The organism is Dietzia sp. IBK-p2-15D (genome assembly GCF_057773105.1).
This window is the reverse complement of sequence record NZ_JBYMTK010000001.1, coordinates 400,444-417,358: the sequence shown is the minus strand read 5'-3', so window position 1 is coordinate 417,358 and position 16,915 is coordinate 400,444. Positions and strand designations below refer to the sequence as shown.

Below are 16,915 nucleotides of genomic sequence, written 5' to 3'. Positions count from 1 at the left end.
GCTGCACCGATGTCCCGAAACCCGGTTCGGCGCAACTGCGCACACCCGCACTCCTGCTCGGACGAGACCCGGCTGCGGGTACTAGCCGATGCCCCACTGACCCGGGAGCTCTCACCTGATGACCGGCGCGACCTCAACGGGCACCTGACCGCCTGGTCCTGGGCCGAGGGCGATCCGATGGTGCTCGCCGGGGATGAAATCCCCGGTTCGTATCTCGTCGTCTCCGGCCGCGCGCGGGTTACCCGGGACACCGCCGATGGCCGGGAGCTCACCGTGGACATCGCCGCCCCCGGAGACACCGTGGGGCCGTTGCACACGGAGGCTGCCGTCGCGACCGAGTCCGCCTGGGCGATGGAGACGACCTGTGCGCTCTTCCTGCCCGCTCACGCGCTGGCGGAGGTGGTCGGCGACCACCCGAGCCTCGCCCTGGGCCTGATCCGAATGCAACAGGATCGGCTCGCGCAGGCCCGGGAACAGGAGATCGGGCACACCACGCAGTCGGTGGAGCAGCGGGTCGGCTCGACGCTGCGGCACCTCGACCGCAAGCTCGGAAGCCTCCAGCGGGACGGCTCGAGTCTCCTCCAGGTCCGACTGCGCCGCGACGACATTGCGGGGATGGCCGGCACCACAGTGGAATCCGCCTCGCGCGCGATGGCGCGGATGAAGAAGGCGGGCGTCATCGACTCCGGCCGCGAATGGGTCTCGGTCCTCGACCGCGCCGCACTCGAGAGGCTGATCGCGGGCGATTAACTGGTCGGCGCCGCTTTCCCGTTGATTGATTGGCGTCAAGGAAGTCTTCTCCGGTTGCTCCTAGGTTCGGAGATGCACGTAAGGAACGTGCACCGTTCCCCCGAGGAACAGCAACCGTAGAGGAGCTGGGATCACCATGAGTGTCCGCGAAGAGGTCAAGAGCATCGTTCTGCGTTCGGATGAATTCTCGTGCCCGTCGTGTGTGGCGAAGATCGAGAACAAGTTGAACGGTCTGGACGGTGTCGAGTCCGCGGAGGTCAAGTTCGCCTCCGGACGAGTACTGGTCGACTACGACCCCGCGAAGGTCTCGGTACGTGACCTCGTCGCCGCGGTCGCCGAGGTCGGCTACGCGGTCAAGCCGTCGGCGTTCTGACGCGACCGCACCGACCGCACTTCGACGAGCGAGGAGACAGGACAATGCTGAAATCATGGAAGACCTGGGGCGTGGTGGCGGCCTCCGGCCTGCTCATCATCGCCTCCTGGCTGGTCGGCCGACTCACCTCGGCCGACGCGGCGGCGGACGGCCTCATGGTCGCCGCCGCCCTGGTGGCCGGCTACCGGATCGCCGTCTCGGCGGTCCAGGCCCTGCGGATCCGGATGATCTCGATCGACCTGTTGGTCGTGGTCGCCGCGGTCGGGGCCATGTTCATCGACAACTACTGGGAGTCTGCGGCGGTCACTTTCCTCTTCGCCCTCGGCAAGGCCCTGGAGAAGGCGACTCTCAACCGCACTCGCCGGGCCCTGTCCGACCTCGTCGACTCGGCGCCCGAGACCGCCACCATCCTTCGTGACGGCGAGCCGGAGACCGTCGAGGTCTGGGAACTCGAACCCGGCGACCTCGTGCTGGTGCGCAACGGGGAGCAGGTCCCCGTCGACGGCCGGGTGCTCTCCGGCAACGGCGGCGTGGACGAGGCCACCATCACCGGCGAGTCCGTCCCGGCCGAGAAGTCCGAGGGCTCCGAGGTGTTCGCCGGCACCTGGCTACGGTCGGGAGTCCTGCGTATCGAGGCCGTCGGCATCGGTGCCGACACCACCCTCGCCCGGATCGTCCACCGGGTGGAGGACGCCCAGGACGACAAGGCCCGCACCCAGACCTTCATGGAACGGTTCTCGACCTGGTACACCCCCGCCGTGATGATCTCGGCGCTGGTGGTGGCCCTGATCCCCTGGTCGTTGGTCGCCACCATGGGCAACATCGAGCTCGCGCTCACCCTCCTGGTGATCGGCTGCCCCGGCGCCCTGGTGATCTCGATCCCCGTGTCGATCGTCGCCGGGATCGGCCGCTCCGCCAAGGACGGTGTTCTCATCAAGGGCGGCGAGTACCTCGAGAGTGCGGCCCGGGTCGACGCGGTCGTCGTCGACAAGACCGGCACCCTCACCAACGGTCGGCCGGTCCTGACCGACGTGGACGTGCTCGACGACGACTATTCGCGTGAGGACGTCCTGAGGCTGGCCGCCCGAGCCGAGACCGCGTCCGAGCATCCGCTCGCCGAGGCGATCATCTCGGGTGCCCGGGAGGCGGGACTGGAGATCGACCTGGTCGAAGCGGCCGAGCCCGTCGCCGGCAAGGGCATCCGCGCCGAGGTGGATGGCCGAGTGGTCGCGGTGGGCTCCGCGGATCTACTCGACCACCGGCCTGACAACGCACGGATCCTCGAACTCAACGACCAGGGCAGGACCGCGATGTTTGTCGGGGTCGACGGACGGGCGGTCGGGATCGTCACCGTCGCCGACACCATCCGTGACGACGCCCCGGCAGCGGTCAGGGCACTGCACGACGCAGGGATCAGGGTCGTCATGGCGACCGGCGATGCCCAGCGGGTGGCCCGTAATGTCGGCGCCGAACTCGGGGTCGACGAGATCCGTGCCGAGCTCATGCCGGAGGACAAGGTCGAGATCGTGCGCGAGCTGCAGTCCCGCGGCCACACCGTGGCCATGGTCGGTGACGGGGTCAACGACACCCCTGCATTGGCACTGGCCGACATCGGGGTGGCGATGGGAGCCGCCGGCTCGCCGGCCGCGATCGAAACCGCCGACATCGCGTTGATGGCGGACAGGCTCCCGCGGCTCCCGTACGCGCTCTCCCTGGCCAAGCGGACCGTCCGCACCATGCGACTCAACATCGCCATCGCCCTGGTGACCGTTGCCGCGCTTCTTGCCGGGCTGTTCCTCGGGGGCGTGACCATGTCGATCGGGATGCTGGTCCACGAGGTGTCCGTTCTCGCGGTGATCGCGATCGCGATGCTCCTCCTGCGGCCGACCCTCGAGAAGGACGGAACCGGGATCCCGGGACACGCGGGGGACCTCGTCCTCGGGACCGGAGCACGGGACGTGAGCCGGGTGTAATCAGACCCTGATGCCGTAGGAGTCGAGAAGACGACGAAGGCCGCCCGCGGCGAGCGGGCGGCCTTCGTGTTGAGAGTACCGGTGGGGGGACTCGATCCCCCGACCTCACGATTATGAGTCGTGCGCTCTAACCAGCTGAGCTACACCGGCATGCCCTGCCAGTCGGACGATCGAGCCGCCCCGCACAGTGCGAGCCCCCTGTCGGAATCGAACCGACGACCTTTTCCTTACCATGGAAACGCTCTGCCGACTGAGCTAAGGGGGCGGGCCGCGCTTCGCTGTTGGTCACCCAACCGCTTGGCGCGTAAGCCTTTAGCAGATTACACACACGGCCGAACGCGGCACAAATCGCCCGGTGAGACGCAGTTGCGCCGGTCCCGCTGGCAGGATGGTCCGGTGCACATCTCCGTGGTGATCCCCGTCCTCGACGACGCCCGCGAACTCGAGGGATGCCTGGCCTCCCTCGCCACGCAGACGCGGTCGCCCGACGAGGTCGTGGTGGTGGACAACGGGTGCTCGGACGCCAGCGTCGCGGTGGCGTTGGCGGCGGACGCGCGGATCGGGGTCCGGGTGGTCGTCGAGCCCGTGCGGGGCATCCCCGCAGCGGCCGCGGCAGGCTACGACTCCGCGACGGGCGACATCATCGCCCGACTCGACGCCGACTCCCGGCCCGGACCCGAGTGGCTCGCGCGGATCGAGGTTGCGTTCACCGCCGATCCCGAACTCGTGGCCGTCTCCGGCCCGGGCGAGTTCATCGGCCTGGAAGGGTGGCGGGCCCGCGCCGCGAAGCTGCTCTACATGGACGCGTTCTTCGTCTCCGTCGGCGCCGCCATGGCCCACCCCGTCTTGTTCGGCTCGAACCTGGCGATGCGTCGCAGCGCCTGGGAACGGGTGCGCGACGGGGTCAACCGCACCGACCCGGAACTGCACGACGACATCGACCTGTCGTTCCAGTTCGGCGCCGACGACCGCCTGCTGGTTGACCGTTCCCTGACCGTGGGGATCTCGGCCCGACCCTTCGACGACCCCGCGGCCATGCGGCGACGATTCTCGCGGGCATTCCGGACGATCTTCCTCAACTGGCGGTCGAGCCCGCCGTCGCGGCGGTGGCTGGAGCGCGTCCAGCGCTGACCCGGCCCGGTCGGCCGAATCAGCCGGTGAGGCGGCGCGGGCTCACGCCCAGACGAGCACCGACCAGAGGATGAGCTGCGTGACGCAGAAGCCCGCCAGCATGTTGAGCACTAGGAAGCGCTTCCAGCCCTCGTTGGTCGCCTCGGCGGTGGCGTCGGTGACCCGCGTGTAGGCGGCCACCGTGGCGAGGTACGGCAGGATCGCGAACGCCGCCCCCGACGCGGGCCACGGCGCGGCGATCAGCAGCACCAGTACCGCGGCGGCGTAGCAGGCCAGCGCGAACCACACGGCTGCCCGTGCGCCGAGGACGGTAGCGACCGATTTCAGGTCGGCCTCGCGGTCGAAGCGCACGTCCTGCACGGCGCCGAACGCCTGGGACGCCGCGCCCCACAGCATGAACGCGATCAGGCACGCCCACACCCCGCCGCCGAGGTCGGCGCCAGCGATGGTCCAGCCGACGATCGCCGGGGAGACGAAGTGGAACGCCGAGGTCACCGAGTCCAGGAAGGGGATCTCCTTGAACCGCAGACCCTTGGCACTGTAGGCGATCACCGCGAACGCGCTCGCCGCCAGCCACAGCGACGACTCGAGCGTCCCGACCACCACGAGGTAGACCAGGAACGGCACGGTCGTCACGGCCGAGGCCACGAGCGTCGCCGTGTGCCGCGACCGTGCCAGCACCGAGCCCTCCACGCCGCCCTTGCGGGGGTTGCGCAGGTCCGACTCGTAGTCGAAGACGTCGTTGATCCCGTACATCGCGAGGTTGTACGGCACCAGGAAGAAGAGCGTGCCGATCACGCCCAGCAGGTCGAACCCGCCCGTGGCCAGGAAGTACGCCAGCGCGAACGGGGCGGCGGTGTTCACCCACGAGACCGGGCGGGACGACCAGAAGAGGGTGGTGAGTAGACCCGGTGTCGCCGGCCGCTCGGGGGTGCGGACCTTGTCGTCGTCGTTCTCCCCCGGTTCCGGGGTGCCCGCCAGCGCGACGTCCCCCCGACCCGACACCGTCGGGCTGCCCACCACGGCACCGGCCCGCGGCCGGGCGGTGAGCACGAACCACACCGAGGGCATGAACACGGCCACGGCCACGGCGTAGGCGAAGTCCTCGATGGGGGCCACGCCCAGGCGGATGCCGCTGGTCAGCGCGTCGTCGTAGGCCACGAGTCCGGCGGAGATCATGACGTTGTCGAAGATCGCCGTGAGGACGAGCAGCACCACGAGGGAGCCGCCGACCGCGATCAGCCAGCGTCGGCGCTCGGGCCCCCGCAGGCGCCACAGCGCGATGAGGGCGGCCGCGATCACGGGGATGGCCATCGTGGCGTTGATGGTCGAGTAGATGCTCACGGGCGCGCCCCCGCCCCGTCGTTCTGGGCGCCGCCGGACCGCGCGCCCCGCCGCCGCGAGACGTACTCGACAGCCGTGACCACGCCCGTCGCGCACACCAGTGCGAGGTGCGACAGGAACGCGAGGAACACGACCTCCTCGAGCGGGATCTCGGGCGCGACCAGCAGGCCGGTCATGAAGTCGGTCTGACCGCGGAAGAACACCCCGCTGCGCACCCCGAGGACGTCCCACGTGAGCAGCAACGCCACCGCTGCGGTCACGGCGAGGGCGGTCGCGGCCGGCGCGCGGAACGCCGCGAGCTTCCAGCGGTGGTCGATGACGAGAATGCCGGCGAACGAGATGACCTGGACCGCCAGGTAGGCCAGCCCGATCACCGGTCGAACACCGAGCCCCGATCGAACACCGTTCCCCCGCCGGGCTCGGCCACGGGTGCGGTACCCGTGTCGCCGCGCACGTGCTTGAGGATCAACTCGGCGCTGATCAGGCACATCGGCAGTCCGATCCCGGGGATGGTCGACGCGCCGGCGTAGTACAACCCGTCGACGTGCGTGCTGACGTTGCGGGTGCGGAAGAACGCGCTCTGCGCCAGGGTGTGCGCGGGCCCGAGGGCGGTGCCGCGCCACGCGCCGAGGTCGTCGGCGAGGTCGGCGGGGGCGATGGTGCGCCGCACGACGATCCGCTCGGCCAGGTCGTCGATGCCGGTCCAGTCGGCGATCTGGGCGATCGCCCGGTCGGCGGCCGCCTCGATCGCGGCGTCCCCCGCACCGTCGACGCCGCCGTGGCCCAGCGAGGGGTCGGCGGGGATGGGCACCAGGACGAAGAGGTTCTCGTGCCCCTCCGGCGCGATGCCCGCGTCCGGGTCGGTATCGGTGGCACTGGGGCGACAGACGTAGAGCGACGCCGGGTCGGGGATGTGGGGCGACTCGCCGAAGATGGCGTCGAACCCCTCCTCCCACCGGTCGGTGAACAGCAGCGTGTGATGGGCCAGCTGCGGGAGCTCCCCGCGGACGCCGAGGAGCATGAGCAGTGCTCCGGGCCCGGGGGTACGCGAGTCCCAGTAGGACTGTGGGTAGGTGCGGAGGTGCTCGGGGAGCCACCGGGTCTCGAGGTGGTGGAGGTCCGCGGCCCCGACGACGAGGCCGGCCGGCAGCGTCCGCTCCGTCCCGGCCCGGTCGCGCACCCGGACGCCCCTGAGCTGCGCCTTCGACCGGCGGGGCCCGCGACCGCGGGCGCCCTCGGATGTGGTGACCAGTTCGATCGCCTCGGTGCCCGTGTGGATGACCACACCCTGCTGCTCGGCGACCCTGCGGACCGCGGCGATCACCTCGGTGAACCCTCCGCGCGGGTAGAGGACACCGTCAGTGAGGTCGAGGTGGCTCATGAGGTGGTAGATCGACGGCGCCAGGTACGGCGAGGACCCGAGGAACACCGCGGGGTAGCCGAGGATCTGCTGGATGCGGCGGTCGCTGAACCGGCGGGCCACGAACGAGTGCAGCGGCTGGACGAGGCGGGCCACCAGCGAACCGGCCCGGGCCACCACGTCGGGGCGCACCAGGGCCGGGTACGAGGTGAAGTTGGTGTAGAGGAACCGCTTGAGCGCGAGGTCGTAGGTCGTCCGCGCCGAGTCGAGGTACCTGCCCAGCACGCGACCGGCGCCCGGCTCGAGCGACTCGAACAAGGCGGTCGAGGCCGCGCGATCCGAGCGGATGTCGACCGACTCGGGGCGGTTCTCGAAGTACACGCGGTACCCGGGGTCCAGGCGCACCAGGTCCAGCTGCTCGTCGGCGGAGGTACCGCAGAGGCGGAAGAAGTGGTCGAACACTTCCGGCATGAGGTACCAGGAGGGGCCGGTGTCGAAGCGGAACCCGCCCGCCGACCAGCTGCCCGCGCGCCCGCCGACGGAGTCGGTGGCCTCGACGAGCGTGACGTCGCGCCCCTCGTGGGCCAAGAGCGCGGCGGTCGCCAGGCCGGCGATGCCGCCGCCCACCACGACGACGGGCCCGTCCGGGGCCTGCCGGCGGCTCATCGGGCCACCGCCCGGCCACGACCGGCTGCAGCGCGGCCGATCACCGCGAGCTTCACCGGATCGGGCACCCGCACCCGGCCCGCGCTCACCCCGGATGCCCCGGCCGCCCGTAGGCGATCGTTGAGCTCGGCGAACAGGTCGTGGGCTGCGGCCACCGCCAGGCGGTCGCGGCCCGGGATCCGGTTGATCGCCGCCCGCGCGATGCGCAGGTCCGCGTCCACGTCATCGGCCAACTCGCGTACGTCCTTCTCCGTCAGTGCCCGCGGGTCACGGCCCGGGAGGTAGTTGCGACCGAGTTCCGTGAAGTCTTCCCGGATGTCCCGGAGGAAGTTCACCTTCTGGAACGCCGCTCCGAGTGCGCGCGCTCCGGCGGCCATCTCGTCGTCGTCACCCAGTCCCCCACCGGCGAACGTCCGCAGACACATCTCCCCGATGACCTCCGCCGACCCGTGGATGTACCGACGCAGCGACTCCTCGGTGTGTTCGGTGACGTCGATGTCGGCCTCCATCGAGTCGTAGAACGGATCCACCAGGCGCGCGTCGATCCCGAACCGACGCGCGGTGTCGGCGAAGGCGTGCGTCACCGGATCGGGGTCCAGGCCGCGCTCGATCGCGCGGTGTGTCCGGCGGCGCGCCTCGGCGATGAGCTCGCGCGCGGCGACCGGGTCGTCCATCGCCCCGTCGACGACCTCGTCCCCGACGCGCGCCCACGCGTAGATGGCGGCGACGTGCGGGCGGGTGGCGGGCGCGAGCAGTCGGCAGGCCAGCGCGAACGACGTGGAGTACCGGCGCAGGATCACCTCGCTGCACCGGCGGGCGGCGTCGGTGAACTCCGCGTGGGGGCTCTGCTGGGTCATCGGGTCCTCTCCAGGGCGGTGGCCAGGTGGGGGCCGAGGGCGGCCCGGACGTCGTGCGGCACGGCCGGGGAGTCCAGCGCGGCGCGGGCGGCGGTGATGAGGTCCTCGGCGATGCCCACCGCGTGCTCGCGGGCGCCGCACTCGCGCAGCAGCTCGCGCGCGGTGTCGGGGTCGGGCGTGGGGCCGTTCATCGTCGCGGGGTCGGCGGCCGGACGGCCGAGGGCGGCGTCGATACGCGGCCAATCGTCGGTGGTGGCGGCGTGGGCCAGCAGGACGGTCGGCGCGCGCCGGAGCAGGTCGCCCTCGTTGGACTTGCCGGTCACGGCCGGATCCCCGAACACGCCCAGCACGTCGTCGATCACCTGGTAGGCGGTCCCCAGGTGGCGGCCGGCCTCACGCAGCGGGGGGATGACCTCGTCGGGCGCGCCGCCGAGCATCGCGCCCAGCACGAGGGGCAGGCACACGGAGTAGGCGGCGGTCTTGGCCGCGCCGATCGCCAGCGCGCGCTCCCGGTCGGCGGGATCGCGCTCGACACAGCCGTGGACGTCCGCGTACTCCCCGGCGATCGACGCGACGACCGCGCCCTGTACCTCGTCGAGCACACGGTGCAGCAGCGGCGCCGGCACGGGCAGGCGGCCGAAGTCGGCCATCGCGGCCACGAGCAGCAGGTCGCCGCCGAGCAGCCCGCCGACCTGTCCGAGGTGCCCCGCGGCCTCGGTCCCGATCCCCCCGGCGGTGGCCCGCGCGGTGGTGCGGCCCTGCAGGTTGGGCTGGCCGCGGCGCTGGTCGTCCCCGTCCGCCAGGTCGTCGTGGACCAGGAACGCCTCGTGCAGCAACTCCAGAGCCTGGCCCGCGGCGGCCCGCACGGCCTCGTCGACGCCCCCGGAGGTGGTGTACACGGCGTCGAAGAGCGCGGAACGCATCCCCTTGCCGGAGCGGGTGGTCCGCCCGAGGTCATCGGCCCAGTCGTCCACTGCGGAACCCAGGCCCGCCGGCAGGTCGCCGGTCGTCATCCGATGTGCGGCGGTCATCGAAAGGAGTGTCATGTCCTGTGGTTCGGAGCCGGGGCCGTCGTGGATACGTCTCACCTCGATTCTTCTCGACGAGACGCGGCGTGACAGGTCGTGGGGTCGTGACACTGGGGACCGCGCGTGTTCACATTTTCACGGATTCCCGGGCGACAAGTCCCGAAATGCACGAAGACCCCCGCTTGTGGCAGGGGTCTCGCGTGCCAGATGATGGATTCGAACCAACGTAGGCTAAGCCGACGGATTTACAATCCGCTCCCTTTGGCCGCTCGGGCAATCTGGCGTGCACCTCAAGGGCGCTACGACACGATACAACGGCTGTGACCCCTGGTGCCAAATCGGGGTGCTCAGGGGTGGTGCGGCGGCGGCCTCCCGGGCCCGCCCGAGGCCGCCTCGAGCCCTGGCCGTGGCCGCCTCGGGCCCCGGCCGTGGCGGGTAGCCTGGCCGGGACATCCCCCAACGACAGGAGTACGTCCATGGCCTCGGAGTCCTCGTTCGACATCGTCTCGGAGTTCGACCGCCAGGAGGTGGACAACGCCCTGAACCAGGCCGCCAAGGAGCTGGGCACCCGCTACGACTTCCGCGGGACCGACGCGAGCATCGAGTGGAAGGGCGAGGACGCGGTGGAGATCGTCGCGAACTCCGAGGACCGTGTGCTGGCCGCCAAGGACGTCTTCGTGGAGAAGTTGGTGCGCCGCGGGCTGAGCATGAAGGCGCTCGAGGTGGGCGACCCGATGCCGTCGGGCAAGTCGTTCCGTCTGGTCGGCTCGCTCAAGCAGGGCATCGACAAGGAGAACGCCAAGAAGATCACCAAGCTGCTGCGCGACGAGGGCCCCAAGGGCGTCAAGGCGCAGATCCAGGGCGAGGAGATCCGTGTGTCGTCCAAGAAGCGCGACGACCTGCAGGAGTGCATCTCGCTGCTCAAGGGTGCCGACTTCGAGGTCGCGCTGCAGTTCACCAACTACCGCTGACCCGCCGACGGTGCCGTTCCGCATCGGCGCTGGGCGTCGGCTCCGCACCGCCTCGGTGGTCGCCGCCGTGGGCCTGTCCACGCTGGTGGGGTGCGCGTCCGGGAGCGACGACGACGAGGGCGCGCAGCAGCTGACCGTCTTCGCCGCCGCGTCGCTCAGCGGGGCGTTCACCGAGATCGCCGAGGACTTCGAGGCCGCGCATCCCGGGGTGTCGATCCGGCTGGGTTTCGACGGCTCCTCCGGCCTGGTGGACCAGCTGGCCGGCGGCGCCCCGGTGGACGTGTTCGCCTCCGCCGATGTCCGGACGATGGACCGCGCCGTCGCCGAGGGGCTGGTCGCCGGCGAGCCGACGCCGCTGGCCACCAACGTGCTCACCCTCATCACCCCGCCCGGCAATCCGGCGGGGATCACGGGTCTCGACGACTCGCTGGACGGCGCACGACTCGTGGTGTGCGCGGCCGTCGTGCCGTGTGGTGCGGCGGCCCGCACGCTGGCGGACGCCGCGGGGATCGACCTGGCCCCGGTGAGCGAGGAGTCCACCGTCACCGACGTGCGCGGCAAGGTCACCTCCGGCGAGGCAGACGCGGGGATCGTCTACGCCACCGACGCCCGCGCCGTCGCCGACCGTGTCGAGCGGGTCCCGATCGCCGGTGCCGACGCGGTGCCGAACGTCTACCCGGTGGCCGTTCTCGACCGCGCCGCGGATGCCGAGATGGCCCGGCGGTTCGTCGGGGCCGTCACCGGCCCCGAGGGTCGCGCGGTCCTCGCCGAGTACGGTTTCGGCCCGCCATGACCCGGCCCCCGCTCCCCCGCTGGCTGCTCGCGGCCGCGGTGCTCGCCGTCCTGCTGGCGGCCCTGCCCCTGGCAGGCCTCGCCGCGCGCGTCCCGTGGGCGCGGGTTCCCGAACTCCTCGCCTCGGAGGCCGCCCGCGACGCCCTGCTGCTGAGCCTGCGGACGTGCGCGCTCTCCACTGTCCTGTGCATCCTGCTCGGCACCCCGCTGGCGGTGGTGCTGTCCCGCAGCAGTGGGCCGCTGGCGGCACTGGCCCGGACGGTCACCGCGCTGCCCATGGTCCTTCCCCCGGTCGTGGCCGGCCTGGCCCTGCTCATCACGCTCGGGCGCACCGGCGTCGTGGGACAGCACCTGTCCGTGCTGGGCATCGAGATCGGGTTCACGACCGCGGCCGTGGTGATCGCGCAGACGTTCGTGGCGATGCCGTTCCTGGTGGTGGCGCTCGAGGGCGCACTGCGCTCGGTGGACTCCGGCCTCGAGCGGACCGCCGCCTCACTGGGCGCCTCCCCGACCCGGGTCCTGACGACCGTGACGTTGCCGCTGGTCCTGCCGGCCCTCGTCGCCGGCGCGACCATGTCGTTCGCCCGCGCTCTCGGGGAGTTCGGCGCCACCCTGACCTTCGCCGGTTCCCTGCAGGGCACCACGCGCACCCTGCCGCTGGAGATCTACCTCAGCCGGGAGGCGGACACCGAGACCGCCCTCGCCCTGGCCGTGGTGCTCATCGCGGTGGCCGCCGCGCTCATGGCGATCTCCGCGCTCGTCGCCCGCAGGGCGGTGGTGGGCCGTGGCTGACCACCGCGACGCGTCGCGTCCCGCCGCGTCGCATCCCGCAGCGTCGCATCCCGCAGCGTCGCGTCCCGCCGCGTCGCATCCCGCCGCCGAGCTGGACTGCCGGGTCGCCGCCCGCGACGTCGACCTCCACGTCAGCGTCCCCGCGGGCCGACGACTCGCGATCGTCGGACCCAACGGCGCGGGCAAGTCCACGGCGCTGTCGCTGCTCGCCGGGCACCTGCGGCCCGACTCGGGCGAGGTCCGGCTCCACGGCCGCGTCGTCGGCTCGCCCCGCACCCACCTGCCCGCCCACCGCCGCCGCGTGGTGTCGCTCGAGCAGCGTCCCGGGCTGCTGCCCCACCTGTCGGCCGTGGACAACGTCGCGTACGGCCCACGCGCCCGCGGCGTCCGCAGGCGGGCCGCGCTCGACCGTGCCCGCACCGAGCTCGAGGCCGTGGGGTGCGGCGACCTCGCCGACCGCAGGCCGCACGAGTTGTCCGGCGGACAGGCGCAGCGCGTCGCTCTGGCCCGGGCCCTCGCCGTGGATCCGGAGCTCGTCCTGCTCGATGAGCCCCTGGCCGCCCTCGACGTGGAGGTCGCCCCCGCGATCCGGCGTCTCCTCGCTGATCGGCTCACCGGACGGGCCGTGGTCCTGGTGACCCATGATCCGCTGGACCTCTGGGCGTTGGCCGACGATGTCGTCGTCGTCGCCTCCGGCCGCGTCACCCAGTCCGGCACGGTCGAGGAGGTCCTGGCCCGCCCCGCGTGCGACTTCGCCGCGCGCCTGGCCGGCGTCTCACTGGTGGAGGGGATCGTCGACGACGACGACCTGCGCACCCCCGGCGGCGACCTCGTCTCGGGGGTCCGCACGAGCGCGGCGGCGGGATGGCGGCCGGGGGCGCGGGCGGTGGCGACCGTCGACCCGCGGGCGGTGGCCGTCCACACCGACCCCGCACCCACCGGCTTCACTCAGGCCCCGACTTCGGCTCCGGCTCCCACGAGCCCCACGCAGCCATCCGCGCACGCGCCTGCGACGAGCCCGCGGAACTCCTGGCCCGCGCGGGTGGTCTCGCTCGTCCCCGCGGGGGCGTTGACGCGGGTGACGGCCGAGCTACGGGACGGTCAGCGCGTCGATGCCGAGATCACCAGCCGCTCGGCCGCCGAACTCGCGCTGGCCCCGGGTTCGCCCGTGATCCTCGTGGTCAAGGCCGCGCAGGTCGCGCTGTACCCGCGCCGCTGACCCCGGCGTCACTGAATCCCGCGCCGCTGACCCGCTGTCTGCCCTCGGCCACAGCCGCCCCTCGGCCACAGCCGCCCCTCGGCCACAGCCGCCCCTCGGCCACAGCCGCTCCTCGCGACGGCGTCTCGCCGTCACCGATGAGCACGCCAGACGCCATGGCAGCGAGCGGCTGTGATGGGGACTGGCAGGCGCGGGAGCGAGACGCCAGGCGCGGGAGCGGCTGCCGGGCCGTGCGGGAGCGAGACGCCAGGCCCGGGAGCGGCTGCCGGGTCGTTGGGGGAAGGTCAGCCGACGCGGTCGACGGTGAAACGCACGAGCCGACGCAGCGCCTCGTTGGCCGGGCCGGCGGGCAGCACGTCGAGCTCGGTCATGGCGTCATCGACGTACTTCTCGAGCGTGGCCCGCGCGCGCCGCATACCGTCGGACGCGCGCAGCAACTCGAGGGCTTCCGCCACCTCCGCGTCATCGGTGAGCGGCTCGGCGAGCAGCTCGCGCAGGCGTGCACTGTCCGAGGAGCCGGCCTCCATGGCGTAGATCATCGGCAGGGTGTGGACGCCCTCGCGCAAGTCCGTACCGGGCGTCTTGCCCGACTCGGTGGACGGCGAGGCGATGTCGATGATGTCGTCGGCGATCTGGAACGCGATCCCCACGGCGTCACCGAGGCGGCGCAGGCTGCCGATCTGCTCGGCGGTCGCCCCCGAGTACTCGCCGCCGAACTGGGCGGCCGCGGCGATGAGCGAGCCGGTCTTCTCCCAGATCACCCGCAGGTAGTGCTCGGCGGCACCCTCGTCACGACCGCCGACGCCCGGGCCGACGGTCTCGCGCATCTGCCCGGTGACCAGCTCGGCGAACGTCTGGGCGATGAGCTGCACGGCCTCGGGTCCGAGGTCGGCCAGGAGCATCGAGGAGTGGGCGAAGAGGAAGTCGCCGGCGAGGATCGCGGTGGAGTTGTCCCAGCGGCTGTTGGCCGACTCGACACCGCGGCGCATGGCGGCCTCGTCCATGACGTCGTCGTGGTACAGCGTGGCCAGGTGGATCATCTCGCACACCACGGCGGCCTTGACGAGCCGCTCGCGGTCGGGCGCGGGGCCCAGCGAGCCCGAGAGAAGGGTGACGACGGGCCGGAACCGCTTGCCGCCGGCGGTGACGAGGTGCAGTGCGACCTCGGAGAGGAAGTCCTCGCCGGTCTGGAGTCGGCTGACGAGCAGCTTCTCGACCTCGTCGAGCCGTTCGCGCAGGTCGGCTGCGAGGTCGGCGTCGCCGACGTCCACGCCCGCCACCGTGTGGTCGGTCGCCGTCTCCGCGGTGCCGGTCACTGAATCGCTCGACATCCCCACTCGTCCTCGTCGCCTGGTGAAGGGTCGGCGTGGCCCGCCCTTCCCGACAGACTACGGTCCCGCGTCGCGGGCGGTGGCACCCCACCCCGCCCGAGGTCCCGGCGACCGCCGCCCCCGTCGACCTGCCACCATGGAGCACATGGAGTCAGGTATGCGTCTTCCCGCGTCGACGGACGTCCTCGTGGTGGGCTGCGGCCCCGCTGGTTCGGCGACCGCCACGTGGTTGGCGCGTGCCGGTCGCGAGGTCACGGTGCTCGACGCGGCACGGTTCCCGCGCGACAAGACCTGCGGCGACGGGCTCACGCCGCGGGCGATGCTGGAGGTCGACCGGCTGGGTCTCGGCGGGTGGGCGCGGGACCGCATCACCATCCGCGGGCTCGAGTTGCGGGGCTTCGGCCACTCCCGCCAGGTGCCGTGGCCGGCCGGAGAGCACGGTGGGACCGGGTCGGCGGTGCGACGGACGGTGTTCGATGACCGGCTCCGGCAGGCGGCCGTGGACGCGGGCGCCGTGGTGCATGGCGGCGTGCGCGTGACCGGCGTGGAGAGGGGCGACGACGGCGAGGTGACCGCTGTCCGGACCGAGGGCGGTCGCGTGGAGTGCCGAACCCTCGTGGTGGCCGATGGCGTGCGGTCGCCGGTGGGCCGACTGCTCGGCCGGACCTGGCATCGCGACACGGTGTATGCCGTGGCCGCGCGATCCTACGTCCGGTCCGGGCGTCATGATCATCCGTGGATCGGCTCCGATCTCGAGCTCCGCGACGAGGCGGGCGCCATCCAGCCCGGCTACGGCTGGGTGTTCCCGCTCGGCGACGGCGAGGTCAACCTCGGGGTGGGTGCGCTGGCGACCTCGGCGCGGCCGGCGAACGTCGCGGTCAAGGAACTACTGCAGCACTACGCCCGTAGCGTCCGCGGCGACTGGGCCCTGGCCGGCGAGCCGCGGGCGGTAACATCCGCGCTGTTACCGATGGGCGGGGCGGTCTCGACGGTGGCCGGTCCCAACTGGGCGGCGGTCGGCGACGCCGCGGCCTGCGTGAACCCGCTCAACGGCGAGGGGATCGACTACGCGCTCGAGGGCGGCCGCCTGCTCGCCGAGCTGATCGTGGCGGGAGCGGGCGGCGGCCGAGGGGCCCCGGGCCGGAGAGCGGGCGCGGCCGGTTCGCACGCGCGGACCACCGCCGGTGACCTGACGCATGCGTGGCCCGCGGTACTCCGCGAGACCTACGGCGAGTCGTTCGCGATCGCCCGGGACGCCGCGCGCCTGCTCACCTATCCGAAGTTCCTGCCGCTGGCGGGGCCGATCGGGATGCGTTCGCAGGCGCTGATGACCGCCGCGGTGCGGTGCATGTCCAACACGGTCGCCGATTCGGACCGCGATGTGGTGGCCCGCGGCTGGCGGGCGGCGGGGTCGATCGCCCGCAGGCTGGACCGCCGGCCCCTCTTCGCGGACTGAGCTGGCCCCGGGCCTCCGCCTCGGCGGCGGGTGCGGGCGCGGCGGCGGTCGGGTCAGGCCACGTCGGGGTCAGGCGGGGCGGCGCGCCAGGTGGATCGCCGCGATGCCGCCGGTGAGGTTGGTGACGCTGCAGCGCTCCCAGCCGCTGGCCTCGATGATCTCGAGCAGTGCCTGCTGGTCCGGCCAGTCGCGGATGGACTCGGCGAGGTAGACGTACGCGTCCGGGTTGGACGAGACGCTGGTGGCGATCTTCGGCAGCGCCCGCATGAGGTAGTTCATGTACAGCGCGCGGAAGGGCGGGAACACGGGCGTGGAGAACTCCACCACGGCCAGCCTCCCTCCGGGCCTGACGACGCGGGCCATCTCCCGCAGTCCGGCAGCGGTGTCCTGCACGTTGCGCAGCCCGAAGCTGATGGTGGCGGCGTCGAAGGAGTCATCGGCGAACGGCAGCTTCATGGCGTCGCCCGCGACCTTGGGCACGTCCCGGCCGGAGCCCGCCCGCAGCATCCCCAGCGAGAAGTCCGCGGCCACGCACCACGCGCCGGACTTGGCGAGCTCGACGGTCGACACGGCGGTGCCGGCGGCCAGGTCGAGGATCCGCTCCCCGGGCCGCGGCGCGAGCAGCGAGCGGGCCCGCCGCCGCCACACGTGGTCCATTCCCCCGGAGAGGATGGTGTTGGTCAGGTCGTAGCGCTTGGCGACACCGTCGAACATCGACGCGACGTCGCGGGGCTGCTTGTCGAGATTGGCGCGGGACACGCCGTCGACGCTACCCGTCCCGGGTGGACGCGGCCGATCAGGCCACCACACGTGGGGCTCGGCTCCCGCCCACACCACCCGCGTTGGTCCGGTCGACCCCGATCGTGCGCGCG

The 16,915-nt window shown here is 72.2% G+C and carries 16 protein-coding genes and 3 tRNA genes; 9 read left to right on the top strand and 10 right to left on the bottom strand.

What is annotated here, in order from left to right; translation table 11 throughout:
• Positions 1 to 9: 9 nt before the first annotated feature.
• From AC3DEV_RS02015 to AC3DEV_RS02005, 3 genes are all read left to right on the top strand, one after another.
• The gene (locus tag AC3DEV_RS02015; RefSeq protein ID WP_082923936.1) at positions 10 to 750 is read left to right on the top strand and encodes a Crp/Fnr family transcriptional regulator; all 741 of its coding nucleotides are present in this window, start codon (positions 10 to 12) and stop codon (positions 748 to 750) included.
• A 136-nt stretch (positions 751 to 886) separates the two neighbouring features.
• Positions 887 to 1,123, top strand: coding sequence for a heavy-metal-associated domain-containing protein (locus AC3DEV_RS02010; RefSeq protein ID WP_271799461.1), 237 nt, complete (start codon positions 887 to 889; stop codon positions 1,121 to 1,123).
• A gap of 47 nt (positions 1,124 to 1,170) precedes the next feature.
• Entirely contained in the window at positions 1,171 to 3,096 is a 1,926-nt protein-coding gene (locus AC3DEV_RS02005; protein WP_488371237.1) for a heavy metal translocating P-type ATPase, read from the top strand.
• A 76-nt stretch (positions 3,097 to 3,172) separates the two neighbouring features.
• On the opposite strand, the gene AC3DEV_RS02000 is transcribed toward AC3DEV_RS02005, so the two are convergent.
• Together AC3DEV_RS02000 and AC3DEV_RS01995 are read right to left on the bottom strand one after the other, a co-directional pair.
• A tRNA-Met gene (locus AC3DEV_RS02000) sits at positions 3,173 to 3,246 on the bottom strand.
• Positions 3,247 to 3,288: 42 nt separating this feature from the next.
• Positions 3,289 to 3,361 (bottom strand) — tRNA-Thr (locus AC3DEV_RS01995).
• Positions 3,362 to 3,492: 131 nt separating this feature from the next.
• On the opposite strand from AC3DEV_RS01995, the gene AC3DEV_RS01990 reads away from it, so the two are divergent.
• Complete coding sequence (locus AC3DEV_RS01990; protein ID WP_271799460.1) at positions 3,493 to 4,227, top strand: glycosyltransferase family 2 protein; 735 nt, start codon at positions 3,493 to 3,495, stop codon at positions 4,225 to 4,227.
• 42 nt (positions 4,228 to 4,269) lie between these two features.
• On the opposite strand, the gene AC3DEV_RS01985 is transcribed toward AC3DEV_RS01990, so the two are convergent.
• The 6 genes from AC3DEV_RS01985 to AC3DEV_RS01960 all read right to left on the bottom strand — a co-directional run bounded on the left by AC3DEV_RS01985 (position 4,270) and on the right by AC3DEV_RS01960 (position 9,765).
• A complete protein-coding gene (locus tag AC3DEV_RS01985) occupies positions 4,270 to 5,571 on the bottom strand; it encodes a prenyltransferase (RefSeq protein ID WP_308202008.1) in 1,302 nt (433 codons plus the stop codon).
• Positions 5,568 to 5,945, bottom strand: a complete 378-nt coding sequence (locus AC3DEV_RS01980) for a lycopene cyclase domain-containing protein (protein WP_488371144.1) — start codon at positions 5,943 to 5,945, stop codon at positions 5,568 to 5,570. Before AC3DEV_RS01980 ends, AC3DEV_RS01985 begins: the two co-directional genes overlap by 4 nt.
• The gene (crtI, locus tag AC3DEV_RS01975; protein WP_488371143.1) at positions 5,942 to 7,597 is read right to left on the bottom strand and encodes a phytoene desaturase family protein; all 1,656 of its coding nucleotides are present in this window, start codon (positions 7,595 to 7,597) and stop codon (positions 5,942 to 5,944) included. Before crtI ends, AC3DEV_RS01980 begins: the two co-directional genes overlap by 4 nt.
• Positions 7,594 to 8,454, bottom strand: coding sequence for a phytoene/squalene synthase family protein (locus tag AC3DEV_RS01970; protein ID WP_488371142.1), 861 nt, complete (start codon positions 8,452 to 8,454; stop codon positions 7,594 to 7,596). Before AC3DEV_RS01970 ends, crtI begins: the two co-directional genes overlap by 4 nt.
• Positions 8,451 to 9,485 (bottom strand): polyprenyl synthetase family protein, encoded by a 1,035-nt coding sequence (locus AC3DEV_RS01965; RefSeq protein ID WP_488371141.1) that lies wholly within the window; start codon positions 9,483 to 9,485, stop codon positions 8,451 to 8,453. Before AC3DEV_RS01965 ends, AC3DEV_RS01970 begins: the two co-directional genes overlap by 4 nt.
• A 198-nt stretch (positions 9,486 to 9,683) precedes the next feature.
• Positions 9,684 to 9,765: transfer RNA gene (locus tag AC3DEV_RS01960), tRNA-Tyr, on the bottom strand.
• Between the two features lie 193 nt (positions 9,766 to 9,958).
• On the opposite strand from AC3DEV_RS01960, the gene AC3DEV_RS01955 reads away from it, so the two are divergent.
• The 4 genes from AC3DEV_RS01955 (at position 9,959) to AC3DEV_RS01940 (ending at position 13,256) form a co-directional block, all read left to right on the top strand.
• On the top strand, positions 9,959 to 10,453 hold the full coding sequence (locus tag AC3DEV_RS01955) for a YajQ family cyclic di-GMP-binding protein (protein WP_067716850.1): 495 nt from the start codon (positions 9,959 to 9,961) through the stop codon (positions 10,451 to 10,453).
• Between the two features lie 10 nt (positions 10,454 to 10,463).
• Positions 10,464 to 11,246, top strand: a complete 783-nt coding sequence (gene modA, locus AC3DEV_RS01950) for a molybdate ABC transporter substrate-binding protein (protein WP_488371140.1) — start codon at positions 10,464 to 10,466, stop codon at positions 11,244 to 11,246.
• Positions 11,243 to 12,037, top strand: coding sequence for an ABC transporter permease (locus tag AC3DEV_RS01945; RefSeq protein ID WP_488371139.1), 795 nt, complete (start codon positions 11,243 to 11,245; stop codon positions 12,035 to 12,037). Before modA ends, AC3DEV_RS01945 begins: the two co-directional genes overlap by 4 nt.
• A 91-nt stretch (positions 12,038 to 12,128) precedes the next feature.
• Complete coding sequence (locus AC3DEV_RS01940; RefSeq protein WP_488371236.1) at positions 12,129 to 13,256, top strand: sulfate/molybdate ABC transporter ATP-binding protein; 1,128 nt, start codon at positions 12,129 to 12,131, stop codon at positions 13,254 to 13,256.
• 284 nt (positions 13,257 to 13,540) lie between these two features.
• On the opposite strand, the gene AC3DEV_RS01935 is transcribed toward AC3DEV_RS01940, so the two are convergent.
• Positions 13,541 to 14,587: a polyprenyl synthetase family protein gene (locus AC3DEV_RS01935; RefSeq protein ID WP_132063049.1), complete on the bottom strand. Its 1,047-nt coding sequence runs from the start codon at positions 14,585 to 14,587 to the stop codon at positions 13,541 to 13,543.
• Positions 14,588 to 14,744: 157 nt separating this feature from the next.
• Here AC3DEV_RS01935 and AC3DEV_RS01930 point away from each other — a divergent pair, with 157 nt between their 5' ends.
• On the top strand, positions 14,745 to 16,043 hold the full coding sequence (locus AC3DEV_RS01930) for a geranylgeranyl reductase family protein (protein WP_488371138.1): 1,299 nt from the start codon (positions 14,745 to 14,747) through the stop codon (positions 16,041 to 16,043).
• Between the two features lie 69 nt (positions 16,044 to 16,112).
• On the opposite strand, the gene AC3DEV_RS01925 is transcribed toward AC3DEV_RS01930, so the two are convergent.
• The gene (locus tag AC3DEV_RS01925) at positions 16,113 to 16,802 is read right to left on the bottom strand and encodes a demethylmenaquinone methyltransferase (protein WP_132063053.1); all 690 of its coding nucleotides are present in this window, start codon (positions 16,800 to 16,802) and stop codon (positions 16,113 to 16,115) included.
• Positions 16,803 to 16,915 lie beyond the last annotated feature (113 nt).